The organism is Nocardioides candidus (genome assembly GCF_041321175.1).
Taxonomy (GTDB): domain Bacteria; phylum Actinomycetota; class Actinomycetes; order Propionibacteriales; family Nocardioidaceae; genus Nocardioides.
Map to the genome: position 1 here is coordinate 1,136,342 of NZ_JBGGWC010000001.1, position 23,100 is coordinate 1,159,441.

Consider the following 23,100-nt stretch of genomic DNA (forward strand, 5'->3'; position numbering starts at 1 on the left):
CGCGCATGGCCGACGCGAGGGAGCTGACCCAGCGACTCGACCTCTGCCTCCGCGTCGGCGAGATGCTGCTCTCCTCCGGCGCCGGTGCTGCCGACGTGACCGCGACGATGAGCGCCCTCGCGAGCGCGCTCGGCGTGCGGCGCACCGTGGTCGACGTGACGTTCACCCAGCTGGCGATGAGCGCGCAGGCGGAGCCGGACGAGCCGGCCATCGTGCAGATCCGCTCGGTGACGCAGCGCGAGATCGACTACGAGGACCTGACCCGCACCGACCACCTCGTCCGCGAGGTCGTGTCGGGCCGGATGGAGCTGAAGGAGGCGCGGGCCGAGATCGCGCGGATCGCGAGCTCTGGCCACGCCCGGCCGCGCTGGGCGGCCACGCTGGGGTCCGGTGTGAGCTGCGCCGGGATCGCGATCATGCTCGGCGGCGACGCCCTGGTGACGGCGGTCGCGTTCGTCGCCGCCGTCGCGATCGTGCGGCTCCAGCTCGCGATGTCGCGCCGCCGGCTGCCGTTCTTCTACCAACAGGTCGCCGGCGGGGCGGTCGCCACCGTGCTCGCGGCGGTGGTCACCCGGTCCTTCGAGTCGGTCGTGCCGGTCGACGCGTCCTTGGTGGTGACCGCCAACATCGTGATGCTGCTGGCGGGCATCGGCTTCATGGGCGCGATCCAGGACGCCCTGTCCGGGTTCTACGTGACCGGCGGGGCTCGGATCCTGGAGGCGATCCTCGCGACGGCCGGCATCATCGCCGGCGTCAGCGGCGGCATCAGCCTGGCGTCGGCGATCCGCTTCCAGCTCCCGGCCCTGGAGCCGGCCAGGTTCGACCTGACGTCGGTGAGCGTCGCCGCGGTCGGTGCGGGGATCGCCGCCTCGGCCTTCGCCTACGCCTCCTACGCCCCCAAGCGGATCCTGGCGCCGCTCGGCGTCCTCGCCGCGGTCGCCATGGCGATCAGCCAGACCATCGACCTGCAGGACGTCGGGAGCCCGTGGGCGACCGGCCTCGCGGCGTTCGTGGTCGGACTGGTGAGCTACACGATCGCGGGCCGGATGCGGGTGCCTCCGCTGGTCGTGGTCGTGCCCGCGGTGGTGCCGATGCTGCCCGGGCTGTCGATCTACCGTGGGCTCGCGCTGCTCGGTGAGGCCGAGCGCGGGTTCGTCGCCAACGGCCTCCTCGCGATGGTGACCGCCGCCTCGGTGGCGATCGCCCTCGCGGCCGGCGTGATCCTGGGTGAGTACGTCGCCCAGCCCGTCAAGCGCGAGGCGCGACGCGTCGAGGGCCGGCTCGCCGGCCCCCGCCTGGTCGGCGTGACCCGGGTCCGCCGGCGGCGCCACGAGGCGCCGCCCGCCGATTGAGCCTCAGACGATCGTGGCCTTCTTCGGCAGCACCCGCTTGGACCCGAACGCGATGACGTCCTGGTAGCGGGAGCCCGCGAGCTTGCCGAAGGTGTGGATCGCGTGCGCGTCGAGACCGACGAGCACCCGGGCCTGGTTCTTCCTGATGCCCTTGACGATGATCTCGGCGGCGCGCTCGGGCGTCATCCGCGCGAGCTTCTCGTCGAACAGCTTGGCCGTGGCGGCCTTGTCCTCGTGCTCGGAGACCCGGGCGTTGCGCGCGATCGCGGTCTTGATGCCGCCGGGGTGGACGGCGGTGACGCCTACCTTGTGCCCCGCCACGAGCATCTCCTCGCGGATCGCCTCGGTCATCCCGCGCACGGCGTACTTCGACGCGTTGTACATGCTCTGGCCGGGCATCGAGACCAGGCCGAAGAGCGAGGAGATGTTGACCAGGTGGCCGTCACCGGACTCGATCAGGTGCGGCAGGAAGAACTTCGAGCCGTGCACGACGCCCCAGAAGTTGACGCCGATGATCCAGTCGATGTCCTTCATCTCCAGGTCGACGAAGTCGCCGGCCAGCGCGACGCCGGCGTTGTTGACGACGACGTTGACCTTGCCGAACTGCCCGACCACCGCGTCGGCGTACGCCTCGAAGGCCGCACGGTCGGCGACGTCGAGCCGGTCGCCGCGGACCTCGGGCGACCCGGCCTTCTCGGCGAGCGCGACGGTCTCGGCCAGGCCGGACTCGTCGACGTCGGAGAGGGCGAGCCGCGAGCCCTGCCCGGCGAGGTTGAGCGCGACCGCGCGGCCGATGCCCGAACCCGCACCGGTGATGACGACGACCTTGTCCTTCAGGGACTTCATGCGAGTGCCTCCTCGGCAACAGGGGTGGAGAGCGCGGCGACGTCGTACGCCTCAGCGTCGAACTTTGACAGATGGCGGCGGAACGTAAAAGTCTGTCCGGGCCAGAGCGTGGTGTTGTTGCCGAACTTGTCGAGGTACCAGCTCGCGCAGCCCCCGGTCGTCCACACGGTCGGCTTCATCCGCTCCTGGACCTCGGCGGTCCACGCGGCCTGCGCCTCGGCGGTCGGCTCGATCGCGCCCAGGCCCTCGCGGCGCATGGCGCGGGCGGCCTCGACGACGTAGCGCACCTGCGACTCGATGATGAAGATCATCGAGGAGTGACCCAGGGCGGTGTTGGGGCCGACGAGCTGGAACAGGTTGGGGAAGCCGTGCATGGTGGTGCCCTTGTACGCCGCCATGCCCGCCTCGCCCCACACGTCGGCCAGGGTGCGGCCCTCGCGTCCGGTGATGTGCTGGGCGATCGGCGGCTCGGTGACGTAGAAGCCGGTCGCGACGACGAGCACGTCGATCTCCCGCTCCTGGCCGTCGGCCGTGACCACGGCGTTGCCGGTGACCTTGGCGATCGGGTCGGTGACGAGGTCGACGTTGTCGGCGGCGAGCGCGGGGTACCAGGCGTTCGAGATCAGGATCCGCTTGCAGCCGGCGCGGTAGTCGGGGGTGACCTTGGCGACCAGCTCGGGGTCGGAGATCGCCTTCGCGATGTTCTTCCGGCACTGGCGCTCGACGACCTGGAGCAGCTGCGGGAAGCGGGTGAAGGCCGGCGCACGGCCCTCGAGCTGGGCGTAGACGGCGGCGCGCGCCGCCCGCTGCAGGCCGGGGACCCGGCGGAAGGCGGCCTTCTCGAGCGCGGTGAAGCGGCGCTCGTTGCGGGGGATGATCCAGTTCGGCGTGCGCTGGTAGACGTCGACGTGGCCGAGGTGGCCGACGATCTTCTGAAGCTCGGGGACGAGCTGGACCGCCGAGGCGCCCGTGCCGATGACCGCGACCCGCTTGCCCGCGAGGTCGACGTCGTGGTTCCACCGCGCCGAGTGGAAGATCTCGCCCTGGAAGCCGTCGATCCCGTCGATCTCGGGCAGGCGCGGCTCGGAGAGGCCGCCGGAGCCGGAGATGATCGTGCGGGCGGCGTACTGCCCGCCGGTCGTGCTGACCTGCCACCGCTGCGCGCTCGCATCCCACCGCGCGTCGAGGACGGCGGTGTCGAAGACGAAGCGGTCGAGCACCTGCGCGTCCTCGGCGACCTTGCGGGTGTACTCCCAGATCTCCTGCTGGGGGGAGTAGACCTTCGACCAGTCGGGGTTGAGCGCGAAGGAGTAGCTGTAGAGCTGGCTGGGGACGTCGCACTCCGCGCCCGGGTAGGTGTTGATGTGCCAGGTGCCGCCGACGTCGCTGTCCTTCTCGATCACGACGAAGTCGCGCTCGCCGGCCTCCTGCAGCTTGATGGCGGCGGCCAGGCCGGCGAACCCGGCGCCGACGACGAGGTGGTCGACGAGGATCGGCTCGGGAGAGGGTCGGCTCTTCTTGGGCATGGCACGACGGTATTGGCGCTATTGAACTTTCGTCAATAGAGTGGCGTTGTGACCGCCACCACCCGGACCCGCCTCACGCCCGAGGAGCGCCGCGAGCAGCTGCTTGAGCTCGGTCTCGAGCTCTTCGCGGGCCACACGATCGAGGAGATCTCGATCGACCGCCTCAGCGAGGAGGCCGGCGTCTCGCGCGGGCTGCTCTACCACTACTTCGGCAGCAAGCAGGGCTTCCACGAGGCGGTGATCCAGCGTGCCGCCGACGACCTGGTCGCGCAGACGGCGCCGCCCGAGGGGGACGACCCCATCGCGCAGCTGCTCGCGTCGCTCGCGGCGTACGTCGACTACGTCATCGCCAACCACGCGGGCTACCGCTCGCTGGTCCGGGCGGCCGCCGGTGGCAACGACGCCGTGCGCGGCATCTACGAGCGGGCGCGTGCGGAGATGATCGACCGGACGTTCGAGACCGCCGGCGCCGAGACCTTCATCCAGGACACGCCCCTCACCCGACTCGCCGTGCGGGGCTGGGTCGCGTTCGTCGAGGACGCGGTGCTCACCTGGTGCGACGACCCCACCGGGGTGTCGCGCGACCAGCTCGTGCAGCTGGTCACCGACGCGCTGCCGGCGATCGTGGCCACGCTCGCCTGAGACTCGCGAGGGAACCCGCTGGCGGGTGCCGGACATGAAGGGGCATGGAGGCGACCCGGCTCGGGATCAGCGAGAGTGGGCAGGTGACCGACGACGACCTCGCCGGTCGGCTGCGATCGGGCGACCCGGAGGCGATGGGGGAGATCTACGACCGCTACGCCGACCGGATCTACGGCTTCTGCTTCCGCCGCACGGCGTCGTGGTCGCTCGCCGAGGACGCGATGGCGGCGGTCTTCCTCGAGGTGTGGCGGGTCCGCAGGCGCGTGGAGACGTACGGCGGCGAGCTGCTGCCGTGGCTCTACGGCGTCGCGGCCAACGTGTGCCGCAACAGCCTGCGCGGCCAGCGTCGGCAGGTCGCGCTCCGTGCCAAGCTGCACGCCGTCGACGGCGACGCGAGCGTCGCGGACCCCGCTGACCGCGTCGCCGCCCGCGTGGACGACGAGCGCCGGATGGCCGACCTCCTCCACGCCGTCGCGCTCCTGGGCGAGCGCGACCGCCAGATCCTGATGCTCGTCGCGTGGGACGGGCTCACCTACCAACAGGCCGCCGAGCTGCTCGGCGTCCCCGTCGGCACCGTGCGCAGCCGGTTGTCGCGATCCCGCGCCCGGCTCGCCGAGCTGATGCGCCCCGACGACGAGAGGCCCGAGTGATGGACCAGCAGATCCCCGACCGACCGCTCCCCGACGACGTGCGCGCCCGGCGCCGCGTCGAGCTGATGACATCGATCGGCTCCGGTCACGAGCACCGCCGCCGCTGGCTGGTGCCCGCCGCCGCGGCGGCCGTGGTCGCCGGGCTCGTCGGCGGTGGGTACGCCGTCAGCCGGGCCGCGAACGACCCGGCGCCCCCGCGCTCGGAGCGTTCGCTGGAGGTGGCCGGCAGCGGGGAAGCGACGCCGTCGGTGGCGCCGTCGGCCACGTCGACGACGGACTGCGGCGACATCACCACGGCGCAGCTCGAGAGGTCGCTGCGCCGTCACGCGCGCCAGCCGGTCTGGGAGGACCCCGCGATCGCGCCGGTGCTCGCCTCCTACCGCGACATCGTCGCCCGGCACCTCGATCCTGCGGGGCAGCACCTGCAGCGCGACGTGAGCGGAGTGCAGATGGGCGGCTCCATCCGCTGCGGCGTCTCCTCGCTGGGCACGAAGCTCGGGTGGACCGTCGCGGGCGAGGACGGCGAGGGCATGGTCCAGGTCGAGGTCAACCGGTCCGCGCACGGCAGCCAGGTGGCGATGAGCCTCGACGGGTGGGAGCCGGTCCCGTCCGGCCTGCCCGGCGTCACGAGGGCCGAGGTGGCGCGCGACGGCGGCCGGACGGCGGTGCTCGTGACCCGCGCCGACGGTCTCGTCGTCGGGATCATCGCCGACCCGTTGTTCGGCAACAACTCGCTGACGCCCGTCAGCGACCTCGACGTCTCGGTCGACGACCTGGTCGCGACCGCGGCCGACCCGGACCTCGCGCTGCCCGCGTCGTGACTACTTCGAGGGCTTCGGGGTCTTGCACTCGACCTTCGGGTTCACGCCCACGTAGTTCAGGGGGCCGGCGACGACGGTCAGTGCCGTGTCCGCGAACGTGCGGCAGCTGACGTCGCGGTCACCACTGAAGTAGCCGCGTTGGAAGGCCGCGACCAGCCCGATGATGAGCCAGATCGCGACGATGATGCCGCCGATGCCACTACCTCTTCGCATGTCTCCTCCTGCACGCTCCGCGAGGAGGAGTTACCCCGAGGGCCGTTGGCCAGCCCTACCGATCCTCAGGCGAGTACGGCGGCCAGCTGGTCGATGCCCCAGTGGAGGTCGTCCTCGGTGATGACCAGCGGGGGAGCGAGGCGGATCGTCGAGCCGTGGGTGTCCTTGGCGAGCACGCCGCGGGCCATCAGCCGCTCGCAGACCTCGCGGCCGGTGCCGATGGCGGGGTCGATGTCGATGCCCGCCCAGAGGCCGCGGACGCGGAAGCCGACGACGCCGTTGCCGACCAGCGCGGCGAGCCGGTCATGGAGGATCGCGCCGAGCTCGGCGGCGCGGTCCTGGTGCTCACCGGTGGCGAGCATCTGGACGACCTCGTGGCCGACTGCGCAGGCGAGCGGGTTGCCGCCGAAGGTCGAGCCGTGCTGGCCGGGCTTGAGGACGCCGAGCACGTCGCGGTTGCCGACGACCGCCGACACGGGCACGATGCCGCCGCCGAGCGCCTTGCCGAGGACGTAGAGGTCGGGCACGACCCCCTCGTGGTCGCAGGCGAAGGTCCGGCCCGTGCGGCCGAGGCCGGCCTGGATCTCGTCGGCGGCGAAGAGCACGTCGTGGCGCGTGCACAGCTCGCGCACGCCGCGCAGGTAGCCCTCGGGCGGGATGACCACGCCGCCCTCGCCCTGGATCGGCTCGATGAGGACAGCCACCGTGTCGGGGGTGATCGCGGCCTCGAGGGCCGCCAGGTCGCCGTACGCCACCGTGTCGAAGCCGGGCGTGAACGGACCGAAGCCGTCGCGTGCGTCGGGGTCGTCGGAGAAGCCGACGATGGTGGTCGTGCGGCCGTGGAAGTTGCCGCTCGCGACGATGATGCGGGCCCGGTCGGCGGGCACGCCCTTGACCTCGTAGCCCCACTTGCGACTCACCTTGATGGCCGTCTCCACGGCCTCGGCGCCGGTGTTCATGGGGAGCACGAGCTCCTTGCCGCACAGGTCGCCGAGGGCGGCGCAGAAGTCGGCGAACGTGTCGTGGATGAACGCGCGGCTGGTCAGCGTCAGCTTGTCGAGCTGGGCGTGGGCCGCTGCGACGAGGCGCGGGTGGCTGTGCCCGAAGTTGAGGGCGGAGTAGCCGGCGAGCAGGTCGAGGAAGCGGTTGCCGTCGACGTCGGTCATCCACGCGCCCTCGCCGTGGGCGAGCACGACCGGCAGCGGGTGGTAGTTGTGCGCCGTGCGCGCCTCGGCGCGCTCGACCTCGATCGGCGTGGCGGCCGTGGTCGCGCTCGTCGTGCCGGTGGTGATGCTCATGTCCCGCCCTCCTCGATGCTCGTGCCCTCTGGCGAGCCTGTCAGCACCCTGTCTACCACGGATTGTCAGACAATCTGGAATTGCACCCGGATCGCCGTGCGGCCGGGCTCGCTGCTGAGCGTCACCGTGCCCCCGTGCGCCGTGACGATCGCCTGCACCAGGGCCAGGCCCAGGCCCAGGCCACCCTCGCGGTGGCGGGACACGTCGCCGCGCGAGAACCGCTCGAACGCCACCGGCAGGAGGTCGGGCGGGAAGCCCGGGCCGTCGTCGCGCACCTCGAAGCCGTGCGGGTCGACGGCGACGGTGACCGTGGTGCCGGCGGGTGTGTACTTCCGGGCGTTGGTCAGCAGGTTGGTGATCACCTGGTGCAGCCGGTCGGCGTCGCCGACGACCTCGACCGGCAGGTCACCGTCGAGCTCGAGGTGCCAGGCGTGGTCGGGCGCGACGACGCGGGCGTCGGCGACCGCCTCGAGGAGCAGCCGGGTGAGGTCGACCGGCTCCTGGGCGAGCGGCCGGCCGGCGTCGAGGCGCGCGAGCAGCAGCAGGTCCTCGACGAGCGCGGTCATCCGCGCGGCCTCCTCCTCGACCTTGGCGAGGGCGGTCGAGGTCGCCTCCGGGTCGTTGCGGCGGCGCGCCAGCTCGGTGTAGCCCGCGATCGTGGTCAGCGGCGTCCGCAGCTCGTGGGAGGCGTCGGCGACGAACTGCCGGACCTGCTGCTCGCTGCGGTGCCGTGCCTCGAGGGACGACTCGACGTGCTCGAGCAGGGTGTTGAGGGCCTGGCCGACCTGGCCGACCTCGGTGTCGGGGTCGGTGAGCCGCTCCGGCACGCGGGCCAGCTCGCCCACCGCACCGGACCCCAGCGGCTGCTCGGCCACCGAGTGCGCGGTCGCGGCCACGTCGGAGAGCGGGCGGAGCTGGCGTCGTACGACGGCGCTCCCGGCCAGCGCGGCCGCGACGACCGAGAGCAGGGCCAGCGCCAGCTCCCAGCGGATCAAGGAGGCGACCGCGGCGTCGACGTCGTCGGTCGGGAGCCCCGTCACGACGTCGCCGTCGTCATCCACGGCGACGCGGTAGTCGCCGTAGCCCGGCACGTCGACCTCGTGCACGTGGCCGTCCGCCGGCACGTCCTGCAGGAGGTCGACGGCGGAGGAGCTGATCGACGTCTGGTCGTCGGGCCCGTCGCCGAGCACGAAGCCGTCGTCGCCGATGACGACGATCGTCCCCGGCTCGTGGTTGCCGACGGCGCGGATGAGCCCGTCGTCGCTGGGCTGGCCGTCACCCGGCTGCGGGAAGTCCCGGAAGTCGTCGGGCGGCGCGACTCGGTGGGTGGAGCTCAGCACCTTCGCGTCGAGCTGGTCGGTCAGGTAGTCCTGCATCACCACGGTCGTCGCCGTCGCGAGGAGCGCTGACACGACGGCCACCAGCGCGACGGCCGTCAGGACCAGGCGGCTCGAGAGGGTGCGGGGCAGGACGCGCACGTTCAGCTCGCCGGCTTGAGCACGTAGCCCGCGCCGCGCATGGTGTGGATCATCGGGTCGCGCCCGGCGTCGATCTTGCGGCGCAGGTAGGAGATGTAGAGCTCGACGACGTTGGCCTGGCCGCCGAAGTCGTAGTTCCACACGCGGTCGAGGATCTGGGCCTTGCTGAGCACCCGTTTGGGGTTGCGCATGAGGAAGCGCAGCAGCTCGTACTCGGTCGCCGTGAGGTGGATCTCCTCGCCGGCCCGCACCACCTCGTGGGAGTCCTCGTCGAGGGTGAGGTCGCCGACCGTGAGCAGCGAGTCGCCCTGGGTCACGGCGAGTCCCGCCCGTCGTACCAGCGCACGCAGGCGGGCCACCAGCTCCTCGAGGGAGAACGGCTTCGTCACGTAGTCGTCGCCCCCGGCCGTGAGGCCGGCGACCCGGTCCTCGACGGCGTCGCGGGCGGTCAGGAAGAGGACGGGTACGGCGGGCTCGGCCGCCCGGATGCGGCGCAGCACCTCGAGCCCGTCGAAGTCCGGGAGCATCCAGTCCAGCACGACGACGTCGGGCCGCTCGGCCTTCGCCGCCGCCACTGCCCTGGTGCCGGTGTGGGCGACGTCGACGTTCCAGCCCTCGTAGCGCAGCGCCATCGCGATCAGCTCGGCGATGTTGACCTCGTCGTCGACGACGAGCACCCGCACGGGGGAGCCGTCGGGGCGGGTGAGGTCGTCCGTCTGCGTCATGTGCACAGTCTGTCGCCGCACCCTGTGCGTTTCCTGTGAGCGGGATGTGGGCGCGGCGTGGGCCCGCGGGGCCGTTGGTCACGGCTGTCGCGTTGGTCCTGCACAGGTCGGCCACAGGATCGCGGGCGACCGTCTGCCGCATGAACGAACACGACGACAACGACCAGGACCTCACGCCGGCCGCGCCCATCGAGCCCGTCGAGGTGCCGCCCGCCGCCACCGCGGCCGCGCCGCCCGCCGAGGTGAGGACCCCGTGGCGCGATCGGGTCTTCCGGGTCCGCTCGGTGGCAGCGGTCGCCGCCGCCGGGGTGATCCTCGGTGCCGCCGGCGGCGCGGTCACGACGGCACTGGTGACCGACGGCGACGGCGGTGACCACCGGCGGCCGCCCGAGATGGGGCAGCTCGTGCCGCAGGGAGGGATGCCCGCCGTACCCCCGGGACAGCGGGAGGGCTTCCCCGGAATGCCCGGCCAGGACGACGACTCCGACGACGACGGCGACCTCCCGGTGCCGCCGGGCTCGGACAGCGACTCGGGCTCCGACAGCGGCTCCGACAGCGGCTCCGCCAGCGGCTCGGGGTCGGACAGCAGCTACTCGCAGGGCTGAGTCCGGCACTGCGGCGGAGCGCGGACCGCGACGCATCGGGCACCCGGTGTCGCTAACGGTTCGCGCCCGTCGCGGCACGCGGGGGAGAATGTCCCCGCCGTGAAGATCACCTACCCGCCGGAGCTGCCGGTCAGCGCCCGACGCGACGACATCGCGCAGGCGATCCGTGACCACCAGGTCGTGGTCGTGGCCGGCGAGACCGGGTCGGGCAAGACGACCCAGCTCCCGAAGATCTGTCTCGAGCTGGGCCGCGGGGCACCGGACGACAACGGGCGCCGGCGGATGATCGGGCACACCCAGCCCCGCAGGATCGCCGCCCGCTCGGTGTCGGAGCGCATCGCCGAGGAGCTCGGCATCGAGCTGGGCGACGTGGTCGGCTACCAGGTGCGGTTCACGGACCGTACGTCGAAGGCCAGCCGGCTGAAGCTGATGACCGACGGCATCCTCCTCGCGGAGCTGCAGCGCGACCGGATGCTGCGGCGCTACGACACGATCATCATCGACGAGGCCCACGAGCGCAGCCTCAACATCGACTTCCTGCTCGGCTACCTGCGGCAGCTGTTGCCGAGACGACCGGATCTCAAGCTGATCATCACGAGCGCGACGATCGACCCCCAGCGGTTCGCCGAGCACTTCGCCGACCGTCGCGGCGAGCCCGCGCCGATCATCGAGGTGTCGGGGCGCACCTACCCCGTCGAGATCCGCTACCGCCCGCTGGTCTCGACGGGCTCGACCACCGACGACCCGGCGGACGACGAGGGCGAGCTGATCGTCCGCGACCCGACGGAGGCGATCGTCGAGGCGGTCAAGGAGCTGTCCGCCGAGGGACCCGGCGACGTGCTCGTCTTCCTTCCGGGTGAGCGCGAGATCCGCGACACCGCCGAGGCGTTGCAGCCCCTGGCCGAGGGACCGCGCGGGGTCGACGTGCTCCCGCTCTACTCGCGCCTGTCCGCCGCCGACCAGCACCGCGTCTTCGCCCCCGCGCGGGACAGCCGGCGCCGGATCGTGCTCGCCACCAACGTCGCCGAGACGTCGCTGACCGTGCCCGGCATCCGCTACGTCGTGGACACGGGCGTCGCGCGGATCTCCCGCTACTCCGCGCGCACCAAGGTGCAGCGGCTGCCGATCGAGCCGATCAGCCAGGCCTCGGCCAACCAGCGGTCCGGCCGGTGCGGCCGGGTCGCGGCCGGCATCGCCGTCCGGTTGTACGGCGAGGAGGACTTCGAGTCCCGACCGGAGTTCACCGACCCGGAGATCCTGCGCACCAACCTGGCCTCCGTCATCCTCCAGATGACCGCGCTCGGGCTGGGCGACATCGCGCGGTTCCCGTTCGTCGAGCCGCCCGACCGCCGCAACGTGCAGGCCGGGCAGCAGCTGCTCGAGGAGCTCGGCGCGACGCGGGGCGAGCGGCTCACCAAGGTCGGGCAGCGGCTGGCCCGCCTCCCGGTCGACCCGCGGCTCGGTCGCATGCTGATCGAGGCCGAGCGGCTCGGCTGCGTGCGCGACGTGCTCGTCATCGTCGCCGCCCTGTCGCTGCAGGACCCGCGCGAGCGGCCGAGCGCGGACCAGCCCGCCGAGCGGGCGCGCGCCGACCAGGCGCACGCGCGTTTCAAGGCCGAGGGCTCGGACTTCCTCACCCTGCTCAACCTCTGGCGCTACCTGCGCGAGCAGCAGCGCGAGCTCTCGGGCAGCGCCTTCCGACGGATGTGCAAGCGGGAGTACCTCCACTACCTGCGCGTGCGCGAGTGGCAGGAGTTCCAGAGCCAGCTGCGCCAGGTCGCCAAGGAGATGGGTTTCGAGACGCGCGACGCTCGTTCCTCGCGTCGCGCTCCTCAACCAGCGTCCTCGGAGAGCGGGGGAGCGCCCTACGACGCCGACGGGATCCACCAGGCCCTCCTCTCCGGCCTGCTGAGCCACATCGGACTGCTCGAGGAGCGGGAGCGGGCGCGTCCGGGCCAGAAGCAGCAGCGCCGGCCCGGTCCGCGCGAGTACCTCGGCGCGCGCGGCGCGAAGTTCGCGATCTTCCCCGGCAGCGGTCTCGCGCGGAAGAACCCGCCGTTCGTGATGTCCTTCGAGCTCGTCGAGACCGGCCGGCTGTGGGCGCGGCAGAACGCCGCCGTCCAGCCCGAGTGGGCCGAGCAGCTCGGCGGTCATCTCGTGAAGCGGACCTACTCGGAGCCGCACTGGTCGCAGAAGCGGCAGTCGGTGATGGCCCGCGAGCGCGTCACCCTGTACGGCGTCCCGCTGGCCGCCGATCGCCTCGTGTCCTACGGCAAGGTGGATCGCGAGCTGTCGCGCGAGCTCTTCATCCGCCACGCGCTCGTCTACGGCGAGTGGTCCACGCGCCACCAGTTCTTCCACCACAACCGCCGGTTGCTGCAGCAGGCCGAGGAGCTCGAGCACCGCGCCCGACGGCGTGACCTGGTCGTGGATGAGCACACCCTCTTCGACTTCTACGACGCGCGCGTCGGGGCCGAGGTCGTGAGCGGCGCGCACTTCGACCAGTGGTGGAAGACGACCCGCCGCGACCGGCCCGACCTGCTCACCTTCGACCCGGCGATGCTCACCCACGACGCTGCGGCCGAGGTGACCGAGCAGGACTACCCCGAGCACTGGGTTGCCGACGGCGGCCTGACCTTCGGCCTGGCCTACCACTTCGAGCCCGGCGCGGCCGACGACGGCATCACCATCGACGTGCCCGTCGCCGTGCTCAACCGGGTCGGCGACGAGGACTTCTCCTGGAACGTCCCCGGTCTGCGCGAGGAGCTGGTCACCGAGCTCCTGCGCAGCCTGCCGAAGCAGCTGCGGGTCAACTTCGTTCCCGCACCCAACACTGCCCGCGCCTTCCTCCAGCAGGTCCCGGCGGGCGAGGAGCCGCTCCTCGACGCGCTCGAGCGCTACCTGCGCTCGACGACCGGCGTGCACGTCCCGCGCGACGCGTGGGGCCTGGCGCAGCTGCCCGCACACCTGCGGCCGACCTACCGCGTCGTCGACGACACCGGGCGTGAGCAGGCCCGTGGCAAGGACCTCGCGGCGCTGAAGGCGCCGCTGCGACCGCGATTCGAGAAGGCGATGGCCGAGGTCGCCGCCGACAGCGGAGTCGCCCGCACCGGCGAGCGGACGTGGGTGTTCGGTGACGTCGCGGCGACCGCGACCTGGACCCGCGCCGGCCACGAGGTCGAGGCGTTCCCCGGGCTGGTCGACGAGGGCACGACCGTCGGCCTCCAGGTGTTCGGCTCGGCCGAGGAGCGCGACGCGCGGCACCGGCTCGGCGTGGTGCGACTGCTCCTGGGCGAGCTGGGGGACGCCCCGCTCGCCGGCCTGCTCGACGGCCTCTCCAACGAGGAGAAGCTGCGGCTCACCGGCACGTCGTACCCCACCGTGCAGGCGCTCCTCGCCGACTGCCTGCGCGCCGTCGTCGTCGACGCCGTCGACTCCGTCGACTCCAGGGCGGGGGAGGGCGGGGTCGTCCGGACCCAGCAGCAGCACGACGCCCTCCTGGCCTCGCTGCGCGCCGATGCTGCCGCGGCGGTCCGCGGGCTGGTCCCCGACCTGCTCCGCGTGCTCGACGCCCACCGCGAGACCGACCGGCTCCTGAGCGGCCGTGCCGAGCTGCTCCTGCTGCCCGCGCTCTCCGACCTGCAGGCCCAGGTCGGCCGTCTCTTCGCGCCGGGCTTCGTCGGTGAGGCCGGCGCTCGTCAGCTGCGTCGCTACCCCGTCTACCTCGCGGCCGCGCGCCGTCGCCGCGAACAGCTCGGTGAGAGCGGCATGGCCGTCGCGCGTGACCGCGAGTGGCTCGACCGCGTGCTGCCGCTGCAGGAGGCCTACCTGCACCGGATCGAGGCACTGCCGGCCGGCCGGCCGCCCTCGGCCGCGCTGCGGCAGGTGCGGTGGCAGCTCGAGGAGTTCCGCGTCTCGCTGTGGGCCCCGCAGCTCGGCACGGCCGGCAAGGTGAGCGACGTCCGCATCCGCAAGCTGCTCGACTCCGGGTCGTAACCTGTCGGCGTGGCTGACCAGTCGAGCGGGAAGGGACGACCGCACCACCGACCCGCGCCCCGCACGGCGGACTTCTTCGCCGCGTTCGCGGGCGGCGACGCCGACCCGGAGCGGTTGCGCGAGGCCGGCGACCGCGCCGCGCACCTGCTGGTGCGGGGCGCCCGTGAGAGCGGCGACGCCGACGTGGCCGACCGGCTCGTCCACCTGGCCGACACCGAGGGCATCGAGGCCATCGCCGAGGTCTGGTCTGGGTCCACGCCCGACTCGCTCGCCGGCTGCCTGTGGCGGCTCTACCTGCTGCGCTCGTGGGTCTACGCCGACCCGGCCGGCGTGGCCCGCGAGTTCGAGGCGGGGCGCGCCTCGGCGCAGGTCGCGCGCGTCGTCGCCGGCGTCGCCGACCCGCCCGGGCCCGACCAGCTCCGGGCGATGATCGACGAGGTCCTCGGGGGCATAGCGCGCGGCGACTTCGCCGACGTGCTCTTCCGCGCCGCCGCCTTCGCCCGCGTGGTCGCCACCGGGCGGGCCGGCCTGCCCGGCACGAGCGACGTCGGCGTACGACGGATGCTCGGCCTCGCCGAGCAGCTCGAGGCGGCCGGCCATGTGGAGCTGGCCCGCGGCTTGGGCTGAATCCCTGTGCCCGGCCCACTACAATGGGGACTCGAGTGCGCCGGGTCGCGGCAGCCCCGGGTCCCAAAATTAGCCGCTACGAGCGGCCACGCGCCGTGAGGCGCTCCCGGCCCGGTGCACTCGACGAAGCCTCCTCGCGCGTCCTCGCCTTTACCGCTGGGTAAGGTGGCCGCCGGTACGGGCCGCCCACGGACAGGAGACCAACGCGATGAGCAGCGCCGCGCGCTTCGACTGGCGCACCACAGCGGCGGTCGTCGTCGTGGCGGTCAGCGTCGTGGTCGGGATGGTGCTCTACTCCAACGGTCACGACCCCAAGCCGAAGCGTCCGAGCCACGGCCCGGTCAGCACCAGCCAGGGCATGGCGCGACTGGTGTTCGCGGTGTGGGGCAACGATGCCGAGGTCGCGGCCTATCGCAAGATCGTCGCCGACTACAACGAGACGTCGAAGGTCGTCGACGTCCACGTCGAGGCCTGGCCCGACGCGGCGTCCATGCTGGCCGACATCCGCTCGGGCGAGGTGATCCCCGACCTCTACCTGCTACCGCGCGACGACCTTGCCGAGACCATGGAGGCCAAGCGGAACCGGCCGGTGCTCGACCTGCTCGACGCGCGCGGCATCGCCTTCGGCGACGAGTTCCAGCGCGGTGCGATCTCGGCCTTCTCCGCCGACGACACGCTCCAGTGCATGCCCTACAGCACGTCGCCGATGGTCATCTACTACAACACCGACCTGGTGAACTTCGAGCGGATGGCCGCGCGCGACCTGCCGGTGCCGCCGGAGGACAAGGAGTACTGGACGCTCGACATGTTCCGCGCCGCCGCGACCTTCGCGAGCCGGCCGCGCAAGGGCACCAAGGGTGTCTACATCGAGCCGAGCCTGACCGGCATCGCCCCGTTCGTCTACGCCGGCGGCGGCAAGCTCTTCGACGACGACCGTGACCCGACCTCGCTCGCCCTGGCCGATGGCGACGCGTCCGACGCGATCGGCAAGACGCTCGAGGTGCTGCGTGACCCGACCATCACGTTGAGCAACAAGGAGCTCCAGTCGGAGTCGCCGCTCGCCCGGTTCAAGGACGGGAAGCTCGGCATGATCGCGGGCTACCGCGACCTCACCCCCGAGCTGCGGTCGGCCCAGGGCCTGCACTTCGACGTGATGCCGATGCCCGAGCTCGACGACGACGCGACCATCGGCGAGCTCAACGGCGTGTGCGTGGCCGAGGGACCGCAGGAGCGGGTCGAGCAGTCCGCCGACTTCCTCGTCGATCTCCTGAGCGACGACGCCGTCGCCACCCTCGCGGAGACCGGCTACGTCCAGCCCACCAAGATCGACGTCAGCTTCTCCGACGCCTTCCTGCAGCCCGACCAGCAGCCCGCCAACGCGCGTGGCTTCGTCGACGCGACCCGCTCGATCGTGCTGCCGCCGCTCATCCAGGTGTGGCCGCAGCTGGAGTCCGCGGTCGACCCCGACATCGAGCGGCTCTTCACCCAGCCGCGGATCGACGACCTGGACGCCGAGCTCAGCGCGATCGACGAGAAGTCGCAGCCGGTCCTCAAGCCGGAGGAGCCCAGCGACGGACCCAGCGGGTCGGCGACCCCGTAGTCCGCAGCTCCTCGCGGGGGGTAGTCCCCCACCTTCGGCACCCGAATTCGCCGAAATGAGGTGCCGAACGTGGGGGACTATCCCGCTTTCGGCGCCTCAGCGTCGAGGACGGCCCGCGCCAGGGCGGGGGCGGTGAGCCCGATCTGCCAGCTCCGGGCGCCGTAGCCACGCAGCTGGTCGATGAGGCGCTCGAGCAGCTCGACCGGGTCGCGGGTGGAGGGCGGCTCCCACATGGCCCGCCGCAGGTGGTCGGGCGTCAGCAGGTTCTCGGTCGGGAGCTGGTGCTCCTCGGCGAGTGCGGAGACCGCGGCCTTGGCGATCTCGAGCCGGCGGGCGGCGACCGGGCTCTTCTCCGCCCATGCCCGGGGCGCGGGCGGCCCGTCGCCGCGAGGCGTGCGGCTGGGCAGCTCCGACTCGTCCATCTCGGCGGCGGCGCGGAGCGCGTCCAGCCAGATCGGGGCGAACCGGGACGCGCCGCGGCCGTGGAAGCCCTGGGTCGACATCAGCGCGCTGCGGTTGGTCGGCATCGCGGTGGCCGCCGCGACGATGGCGGAGTCGGGGATCAGTCGTCCGGGGGTCACGTCGCGCTCGCGGGCGAGCTGGTCGCGCGCCTCCCACAGCGCCCGCACGGCGCCGAGGGCGCGGCGGCCGCGGACCTTGTGCAACCCGGACGTACGGCGCCAGGCGTCCACGCGCACAGCCGGCTCGAAGGAGCGCAGGTTGTCGAACTCCTGGCGCGCCCAGTCGTCCTTGCCCGCCTCGACGAGCTGGTCGGCCAGCAGCTGCCGCAGCTCGACGAGCACCTCGACGTCGAGGGCGGCGTACTCCAGCCAGGGCTGGGGCAACGGGCGCGTGGACCAGTCCACGGCCGAGTGCTCCTTCTTCATCCGCGCGCCGAGCAGGGTCTCGACCAGCGTCGCGAGCCCGACCCGCGGGTAGTTCAGCAGCCGCCCCGCCAGCTCGGTGTCGAAGAGCGCCGCCGGGGTGAGGCCGATCTCGGCGAGGCAGGGCAGGTCCTGGGTGGCCGCGTGCAGGATCCACTCGGCGTCGCCGATGGCCTCCTGCAGCGGTGCCAGCGTGGTGAGCGGGATCGGGTCCACGAGCCCGGTGCCCGCACCGACCCGGCGCAGCTGCACCAGGTAGGCGCGGTTGGAGTAGCGGTAGCCGGACGCCCGCTCGGCGTCGATGGCGACCGGGCCGCTGCCCGCGGCGAGCTTGGCGGCGTAGTCGGCGAGCGCCTCGTCGGTGTCGATGACGGGCGGCAGTCCGTCGGCCAGCGCGAGCAGCGCGACTTCGGGCTCCGGCTCGGGGAGGTCCTCCTCGGGCTCGGTCGTCGGTGACTCCGCCATCAGATCGCGGAGCCTCGCTGGCCGCGCCGCGACGGCATCACGGCGACGCCCTCGGGCACCGGCTCGAGACCGCCGGCGGTGCAGAGGAGCTCGCCCCACGCCTCGACGTGCGCGGCGAGGTCGGGCGCGTCGGTCGGGGTCCAGGAGGCCCGCAGCTCCAGCTGCGCCGAACCGCCGTCGCCGGCCATCGTGCCGTAGCTCTCGGTGGCGACCCGGGTCACCGTCCCCGACAGCATGGAGTGCGACGCGCCGTGCGACTCGAGGGCGTCGGTGAGCCAGGTCCAGCCCACGTCGGTCAGCAGCGGGTCGGTCGCCAGGTCGTGGTCGATCTCGGCGCGGCAGTAGGCCACGCAGCGGAAGGTGCCGTCCCAGGCGTCGTTGCCGGCGGGGTCGTGCAGGAGCACGATCCGGCCGGTCGCGACCTCCTCGTCGTCGAGGGTCACGTCGGCGGACAGCGCGGTGGCGTGGGGGGCGATGCGCTGCGGCGCCGGCATCTCCTCGCAGAAGACCTCCGGGCGCAGGACGGCTGCGCGCATGCTCGCCACGGCGGCGCTGAACTCCGGGGGCTCACCGGCCGCGCCGGACCCCTGGTGCGACTCCTGGCGGGCGACCATAGGGCCCACCATAGGAGACGCTGACGGGATCGGAACCGCGGCGCGCCGCCCCGCCGATGTGCGCCGCACGCGCGCGACCTGAGAACCTGTGCACGATATGGGTGAGCAACACGACCTCAGCGACAGCGCGTTCCTCAAGGCGGTCCGCGGCGAGCCGGTGCCGCACACGCCGGTGTGGTTCATGCGCCAGGCGGGCCGGTCGCTGCCGGAGTACCTCGCGCTCCGCGAGGGCGTCGGCATGCTCGAGTCCTGCATGAACGCCGAGCTGGTCACCGAGATCACGCTCCAGCCGGTGCGGCGGTACGGCGTCGACGCCGCCATCTTCTTCTCCGACATCGTGCTCCCGCTGAAGGCCGTCGGGGTCGACCTCGACATCAAGCCGGGCATCGGACCCGTGGTCGCAGAGCCGGTGCGGACCATCGCCGACGTCGAGGCGATCCCCGACCTCACGCCCGACCACGTGCCGTTCATCACCGAGGCCGTGCGCACGCTCGTCTCCGAGCTCGCCGGCACCAACGGGGGCACCCCGCTCATCGGGTTCGCCGGAGCGCCGTTCACCGTGGCGTCGTACCTCGTCGAGGGCGGGCCCTCCAAGGAGCACGCCAGGACGAAGGCGCTGATGTTCGGTGCGCCCGACGTCTGGGACGCGCTGATGCGCAAGATCGCCGGCATCTCGGCGGCGTTCCTCGAGGTCCAGGTCGCGGCGGGCGCCTCGGCGATCCAGCTCTTCGACTCGTGGGCAGGCGCGCTGACCCCCGCCGACTACGCGCGGTTCGTGATGCCGCACTCCGCCGCGGTCCTGTCCCGGATGGGGGAGCTCGGCGTGCCGCGCATCCACTTCGGGGTCGGCACCTCCAACCTGCTGACCCTGATGGGCGAGGCGGGCGCCGACGTGGTGGGTGTCGACTGGCGCACGCCGCTCGCCGAGGGGATCGCGCGCGTCGGCGGGCGGGCCGTGCAGGGCAACCTCGACCCCACGCTGGTCTTCGCGCCGACCGACGTGATGACTGCGCGCGCCGCGGAGATCATCGAGGCCGGTCGCGCGGCCCACGGCCATGTCTTCAACCTCGGTCACGGGGTCATCCCGTCCACCGACCCCGACCAGCTCGCACGGCTGACGGACTTCGTCCAGTCCTACCCGCTGGGCTAGGCGGAGCGCTCACAGGAAGCCCACAGGTCGGCGACAGGGCCGTCCTACCGGGACGGCGCAGGCTCGGGTCGTCCGACCGACCTGGAGGCCCCGTGAGCACCTGGCAGACCGCGCCACCCCCCGCGCCGCCGCGCACCCGTCCGGCGGTCCGTCCCCGCACGGCTGCGTACGACGAGGGCGTGCGTCTCGCTGCCGGGCTCGCCCTCTGGGCGGGCCTGCTGCTCGTCGGCTACTGGTGGGTGCAGGACGGCGGCGTGACCGACGTCAGCACCCCTGGTGACGCACTGACCAGCATCGGGCGCCTGAGCGGGCTTGTCGGCTCGGTGCTCCTGCTCGCGCAGGTGCTGCTGATGGCACGGGTCCCGGTGCTCGAGCGTGCCTTCGGCCAGACCCGGCTCGCCGAGCTGCACCGCTGGGTCGGCTTCACCTCGATCAACCTGGTCGCGCTCCACGTCGTGACCGTCACCTGGGGCTACGCCTCCGGCTCGCTCGGCGCACTGCCGCGCACGATCTGGGACCTGACCTGGGACTACCCCGGGATGCTGCTCGCGGTCGCCGGCGCGGCCTGCCTGGTGATGGTCTCGGTCACCAGCGTGCGGATGGCGCGACGCCGGCTGCGCTACGAGTCCTGGCACCTCCTGCACCTCTACGCCTACCTGGGGGTCGGGCTCGCGCTACCGCACCAGCTGTGGACCGGCGCCGACCTCACCTCCTCGGGCACGAGGACCGCCTTCTGGTGGACCGCGTGGGGCGCGAGTGCGGCCGCCGTACTGCTGTGGCGCGTCGCGCTCCCCGCGGCCGTCAACCTGCGCCACCAGCTGCGGGTCGTCGGTGTCGTGGCGGAGGCGCCCGGCACCTGGTCGGTCCACCTCGCCGGCCGCCGGCTCGACCGGCTGCGCGCGGAGCCGGGGCAGTTCTTCCAGTTCCGCTTCCTCGGTCGTCCGGGGCGCACCCGGGCGCACCCCTACTCGTTGTCGGCGGCCCCCGACGGCCGCAGCCTGCGGGTCACGGTCGCCGACGCCGGCGACGGCAGTGCGGCCGTCGCCACGCTGGCGCCCGGCACCCGGGTGCTGGTCGAGGGGCCGTACGGCCGGCTCACCCCTCGCGCTCGCGAGGCAGGTCGGGTCGCCCTCATCGGCGCGGGCGTGGGCATGACGCCGCTCCGCGCGCTGCTGGAGGGCATGGACTACGCGCCGGGCGAGGCGTTCTACGTCGAGCGCTGCAGCACGACCGGGCTGTTCGCCGACGAGGTCGACCGGATCGCCGAGGCGCGCGGCGCCGACGTGCTCCGGCTGCGCGGTCCGCGCCGCGCGCCCGACTCGTGGCTCCCGCCGCTGAGCCGGCCGGTCGACGACGCGACCGCGCTGCGGAGCTGGATCCCCGACATCGCGGAGCGCGACGTCTACCTGTGCGGCCCGGCCGCGTGGACCGACCTGGTCCGCCGGTCCCTGGCGGCGGCGGGTCATCCGTCGAGCCGCCTCCACGTCGAGAGCTTCGGGTGGTGAGTGAGATGCGTCGGATCGTCCTGTGGTTCGCCAGCACGGTGACCGCGGTGGTGCTGCTGTTCGGCTACCACACCTCGACCAGCGGGTCGGAGGTCAGCAGCGCGGCAGCGCCGCCGATCGTCGGCTCGGTCGACACCTCGTCGGACTCGAGCAGCACCACGTCGGGCTCGAGCAGCTCGTCGGGCTCGGGCGGCAGCTCGTCGGGATCGACCGGCAGCTCGTCGGGAGGCGGTGCGACCTCGACGGTGTCGGGGGAGGCGGCCGACACGCGCTACGGCCCGGTGCAGGTGACCCTGACCGTGCAGGACGGAGCGATCGTGGCGGTGGAGGTGCCGGAGTACCCCGCCGGCGACGGTCGCGACATCGAGATCAGCTCCTACGCGCTGCCGATCCTGGTGCAGGAGACCCTCGACGCGCAGAGCGCGTCGATCGACATGGTGAGCGGCGCGACGTACACCAGCGCCGGCTACCAGCAGTCGCTGCAGAGCGCGCTCGACCAGGCAGGGGTGTGACGGTGCGGCGCCACAGCTTCGAGGTGATGGGCACCGTCGTCAGTCTGGCCCTCCGCGGGAGGCACGAGGAGGGTGCGGCGGCTGATGTCGCGTGGGCCGCGGTGCAGGACCGGCTGCGGTGGGCCGACGCCACGTTCAGCACCTACCGTCCGGACTCCGTCGTCAACCGGTGGGGCCGTGGCGAGCTCGCGGCGCGCGAGGCGCCCCGGGAGCTGGTGGAGGTGCTGGGCCTCGCCGAGGAGGCGCGCACCGCGTCCGGGGGCGCGTTCGACATCCGGGCGGTCCGGTCGCCGTACGGCGGCGGGCCCGACCCGTCCGGCGTGGTGAAGGGGTGGGCGGTCCAGCGGGCGGCGGCAGTCCTGGAAGGTCTGGCCGACACCGACTACTGCCTGGCCGCCGGGGGCGACCTGGTCTGCCGCACCCGAAGGGCGGGCGCGGCGCCGTGGCGGATCGGGATCGAGGACCCGGACGACCCGTCCCGGACGATCGGGGTGCTGCAGATCGCCAACGGTGCGGTCGCGACGTCGGGGACCGCCCACCGCGGAGCGCACGTGGTCGACCCGCGGACGGGGCGCCCTGCCACCGGGCTGCGCCAGGTGACGGTGGTCGCGCCGACGCTGATCGAGGCCGACATCGAGGCCACCGCCGCGTTCGTCCTCGGCGGCGGGGGGATCGAATGGCTGCGGGCGCGGGGGCGGACCGGGCTGGCCGTGACGAGCACCGAGGTGCTCCCGTTCGGCCCGCCGGAGGTGGCCCGGCTCGGCCGGCCCGCCTAGTCCTTGCCCTGGGCCTTCGTCGCCGACTTCTTGGCCGACGCCTTCGAGGTCGCCGACTTCTTGGCGGCCGCCTTCTTCGCCGTGCCCTTCAGCCGCACCTGCTGGCTGCCGCCGCTGCCCTCGACGGTCAGGTAGGGCTGGGCCTGCAGCAGGGCCGAGAGCTTGGCGTGCCCGTAGAGGCGCGGGTCGAAGGAGGTGCTGGCGGAGCGCAGGTAGTTGCCGAGGGCGCTGACCGAGACGGCCCCGTCGTCACCGGACGCGGCGTTGATCGCGCGCGTCAGCAGGCTCTGGAGGTTCGGGAGCGGCGTCTCCTCGGTCGGCGACCGCTCGGCGTCCGGCGTCGGGTCGGTGCCCAGCACCTCGAGGTAGATGAAGCGGTCGCAGGCCGCGACCAGGGAGGCCGGGGTCTTGCGCAGCCCGAGCCCGTAGACGGTCTTGCCGGACTCGCGGAGCCGGGTCGCGAGGCCGGTGAAGTCACTGTCGCTCGACACCAGGGCGAAGGCGTCGACGTTGCCCGTGTAGAGCAGGTCCATGGCGTCGATGATGAGCGCCGAGTCGGTCGAGTTCTTGCCGGTCGTGTAGGCGAACTGCTGCTTCGGTGCGATCGCGTGCTGGTTGAGCTCCCTCTTCCAGCCGCTCAGCTGGGGCGTCGTCCAGTCGCCGTACGCCCGCTTCACGGTCGCGACCCCGTAGGAGGCCAGCTCGTCGAAGAGGGCTGCGGCGTGCTTGGGGGAGGTGTTGTCGGCGTCGATCAGCACGGCGAGGCGCGCATTGGGCTCGGACATGCGGTTCATCATCGCGTGTCGGCGTCTGCG

At 72.8% G+C, this 23,100-nt stretch carries 21 protein-coding genes; 12 read left to right on the top strand and 9 right to left on the bottom strand.

What is annotated here, in order from left to right; genetic code table 11:
* Window positions 1-5 precede the first annotated feature (5 nt).
* The gene (locus tag ACAX67_RS05595) at window positions 6-1,352 is read left to right on the top strand and encodes a threonine/serine exporter family protein (RefSeq protein ID WP_370702825.1); all 1,347 of its coding nucleotides are present in this window, start codon (window positions 6-8) and stop codon (window positions 1,350-1,352) included.
* Between the two features lie 3 nt (window positions 1,353-1,355).
* Here ACAX67_RS05595 and ACAX67_RS05600 read toward each other — a convergent pair whose 3' ends face one another.
* A complete protein-coding gene (locus ACAX67_RS05600) occupies window positions 1,356-2,198 on the bottom strand; it encodes an SDR family NAD(P)-dependent oxidoreductase (RefSeq protein ID WP_370702826.1) in 843 nt (280 codons plus the stop codon).
* Window positions 2,195-3,724, bottom strand: coding sequence for a flavin-containing monooxygenase (locus ACAX67_RS05605; protein ID WP_370702827.1), 1,530 nt, complete (start codon window positions 3,722-3,724; stop codon window positions 2,195-2,197). The genes ACAX67_RS05600 and ACAX67_RS05605 overlap by 4 nt, the downstream gene beginning before the upstream one ends.
* A gap of 48 nt (window positions 3,725-3,772) precedes the next feature.
* On the opposite strand from ACAX67_RS05605, the gene ACAX67_RS05610 reads away from it, so the two are divergent.
* From ACAX67_RS05610 to ACAX67_RS05620, 3 genes are all read left to right on the top strand, one after another.
* A complete protein-coding gene (locus ACAX67_RS05610; protein WP_370702828.1) occupies window positions 3,773-4,366 on the top strand; it encodes a TetR/AcrR family transcriptional regulator in 594 nt (197 codons plus the stop codon).
* A gap of 83 nt (window positions 4,367-4,449) precedes the next feature.
* Window positions 4,450-5,016 (top strand): RNA polymerase sigma factor, encoded by a 567-nt coding sequence (locus tag ACAX67_RS05615; protein WP_370702829.1) that lies wholly within the window; start codon window positions 4,450-4,452, stop codon window positions 5,014-5,016.
* A complete protein-coding gene (locus ACAX67_RS05620) occupies window positions 5,016-5,837 on the top strand; it encodes a hypothetical protein (RefSeq protein WP_370702830.1) in 822 nt (273 codons plus the stop codon). The genes ACAX67_RS05615 and ACAX67_RS05620 overlap by 1 nt, the downstream gene beginning before the upstream one ends.
* Here ACAX67_RS05620 and ACAX67_RS05625 read toward each other — a convergent pair whose 3' ends face one another.
* The 4 genes from ACAX67_RS05625 to ACAX67_RS05640 all read right to left on the bottom strand — a co-directional run bounded on the left by ACAX67_RS05625 (window position 5,838) and on the right by ACAX67_RS05640 (window position 9,551).
* Entirely contained in the window at window positions 5,838-6,050 is a 213-nt protein-coding gene (locus ACAX67_RS05625; protein ID WP_370702831.1) for a hypothetical protein, read from the bottom strand.
* A gap of 65 nt (window positions 6,051-6,115) precedes the next feature.
* On the bottom strand, window positions 6,116-7,348 hold the full coding sequence (rocD, locus tag ACAX67_RS05630; RefSeq protein WP_370702832.1) for an ornithine--oxo-acid transaminase: 1,233 nt from the start codon (window positions 7,346-7,348) through the stop codon (window positions 6,116-6,118).
* A 65-nt stretch (window positions 7,349-7,413) separates the two neighbouring features.
* Window positions 7,414-8,826: a sensor histidine kinase gene (locus ACAX67_RS05635; RefSeq protein WP_370702833.1), complete on the bottom strand. Its 1,413-nt coding sequence runs from the start codon at window positions 8,824-8,826 to the stop codon at window positions 7,414-7,416.
* A 2-nt stretch (window positions 8,827-8,828) separates the two neighbouring features.
* Window positions 8,829-9,551 carry a response regulator transcription factor gene (locus ACAX67_RS05640; protein WP_370702834.1) on the bottom strand — a complete coding sequence of 241 codons (723 nt, stop codon included), beginning with the start codon at window positions 9,549-9,551 and terminating at the stop codon, window positions 8,829-8,831.
* 140 nt (window positions 9,552-9,691) lie between these two features.
* Between ACAX67_RS05640 and ACAX67_RS05645 the strand changes: the two genes are divergently transcribed.
* The 4 genes from ACAX67_RS05645 (at window position 9,692) to ACAX67_RS05660 (ending at window position 16,379) form a co-directional block, all read left to right on the top strand.
* Complete coding sequence (locus tag ACAX67_RS05645; RefSeq protein WP_370702835.1) at window positions 9,692-10,156, top strand: hypothetical protein; 465 nt, start codon at window positions 9,692-9,694, stop codon at window positions 10,154-10,156.
* Between the two features lie 99 nt (window positions 10,157-10,255).
* Window positions 10,256-14,152, top strand: a complete 3,897-nt coding sequence (hrpA, locus tag ACAX67_RS05650) for an ATP-dependent RNA helicase HrpA (RefSeq protein WP_370702836.1) — start codon at window positions 10,256-10,258, stop codon at window positions 14,150-14,152.
* Between the two features lie 9 nt (window positions 14,153-14,161).
* The gene (locus tag ACAX67_RS05655) at window positions 14,162-14,779 is read left to right on the top strand and encodes a hypothetical protein (protein ID WP_370702837.1); all 618 of its coding nucleotides are present in this window, start codon (window positions 14,162-14,164) and stop codon (window positions 14,777-14,779) included.
* A gap of 208 nt (window positions 14,780-14,987) precedes the next feature.
* Window positions 14,988-16,379: an extracellular solute-binding protein gene (locus ACAX67_RS05660; protein ID WP_370702838.1), complete on the top strand. Its 1,392-nt coding sequence runs from the start codon at window positions 14,988-14,990 to the stop codon at window positions 16,377-16,379.
* 77 nt (window positions 16,380-16,456) lie between these two features.
* Here ACAX67_RS05660 and ACAX67_RS05665 read toward each other — a convergent pair whose 3' ends face one another.
* Window positions 16,457-17,728 carry an HRDC domain-containing protein gene (locus ACAX67_RS05665; protein ID WP_370702839.1) on the bottom strand — a complete coding sequence of 424 codons (1,272 nt, stop codon included), beginning with the start codon at window positions 17,726-17,728 and terminating at the stop codon, window positions 16,457-16,459.
* On the bottom strand, window positions 17,728-18,342 hold the full coding sequence (locus tag ACAX67_RS05670; protein ID WP_370702840.1) for a DUF3000 domain-containing protein: 615 nt from the start codon (window positions 18,340-18,342) through the stop codon (window positions 17,728-17,730). Before ACAX67_RS05670 ends, ACAX67_RS05665 begins: the two co-directional genes overlap by 1 nt.
* A gap of 97 nt (window positions 18,343-18,439) precedes the next feature.
* Here ACAX67_RS05670 and hemE point away from each other — a divergent pair, with 97 nt between their 5' ends.
* From hemE to ACAX67_RS05690, 4 genes are all read left to right on the top strand, one after another.
* Window positions 18,440-19,492, top strand: coding sequence for a uroporphyrinogen decarboxylase (gene hemE, locus ACAX67_RS05675; RefSeq protein ID WP_370702841.1), 1,053 nt, complete (start codon window positions 18,440-18,442; stop codon window positions 19,490-19,492).
* A 92-nt stretch (window positions 19,493-19,584) separates the two neighbouring features.
* Window positions 19,585-20,997 (top strand): ferredoxin reductase family protein, encoded by a 1,413-nt coding sequence (locus tag ACAX67_RS05680; protein ID WP_370702842.1) that lies wholly within the window; start codon window positions 19,585-19,587, stop codon window positions 20,995-20,997.
* A gap of 5 nt (window positions 20,998-21,002) precedes the next feature.
* Complete coding sequence (locus tag ACAX67_RS05685) at window positions 21,003-21,509, top strand: FMN-binding protein (RefSeq protein ID WP_370703641.1); 507 nt, start codon at window positions 21,003-21,005, stop codon at window positions 21,507-21,509.
* A gap of 2 nt (window positions 21,510-21,511) precedes the next feature.
* Window positions 21,512-22,285, top strand: a complete 774-nt coding sequence (locus ACAX67_RS05690; RefSeq protein WP_370702843.1) for an FAD:protein FMN transferase — start codon at window positions 21,512-21,514, stop codon at window positions 22,283-22,285.
* Here the strand turns inward: ACAX67_RS05690 and ACAX67_RS05695 are convergent.
* Complete coding sequence (locus ACAX67_RS05695; protein WP_370702844.1) at window positions 22,282-23,070, bottom strand: NYN domain-containing protein; 789 nt, start codon at window positions 23,068-23,070, stop codon at window positions 22,282-22,284. The two genes, ACAX67_RS05690 and ACAX67_RS05695, sit on opposite strands and share 4 nt — an antisense overlap.
* Window positions 23,071-23,100: the final 30 nt, after the last annotated feature.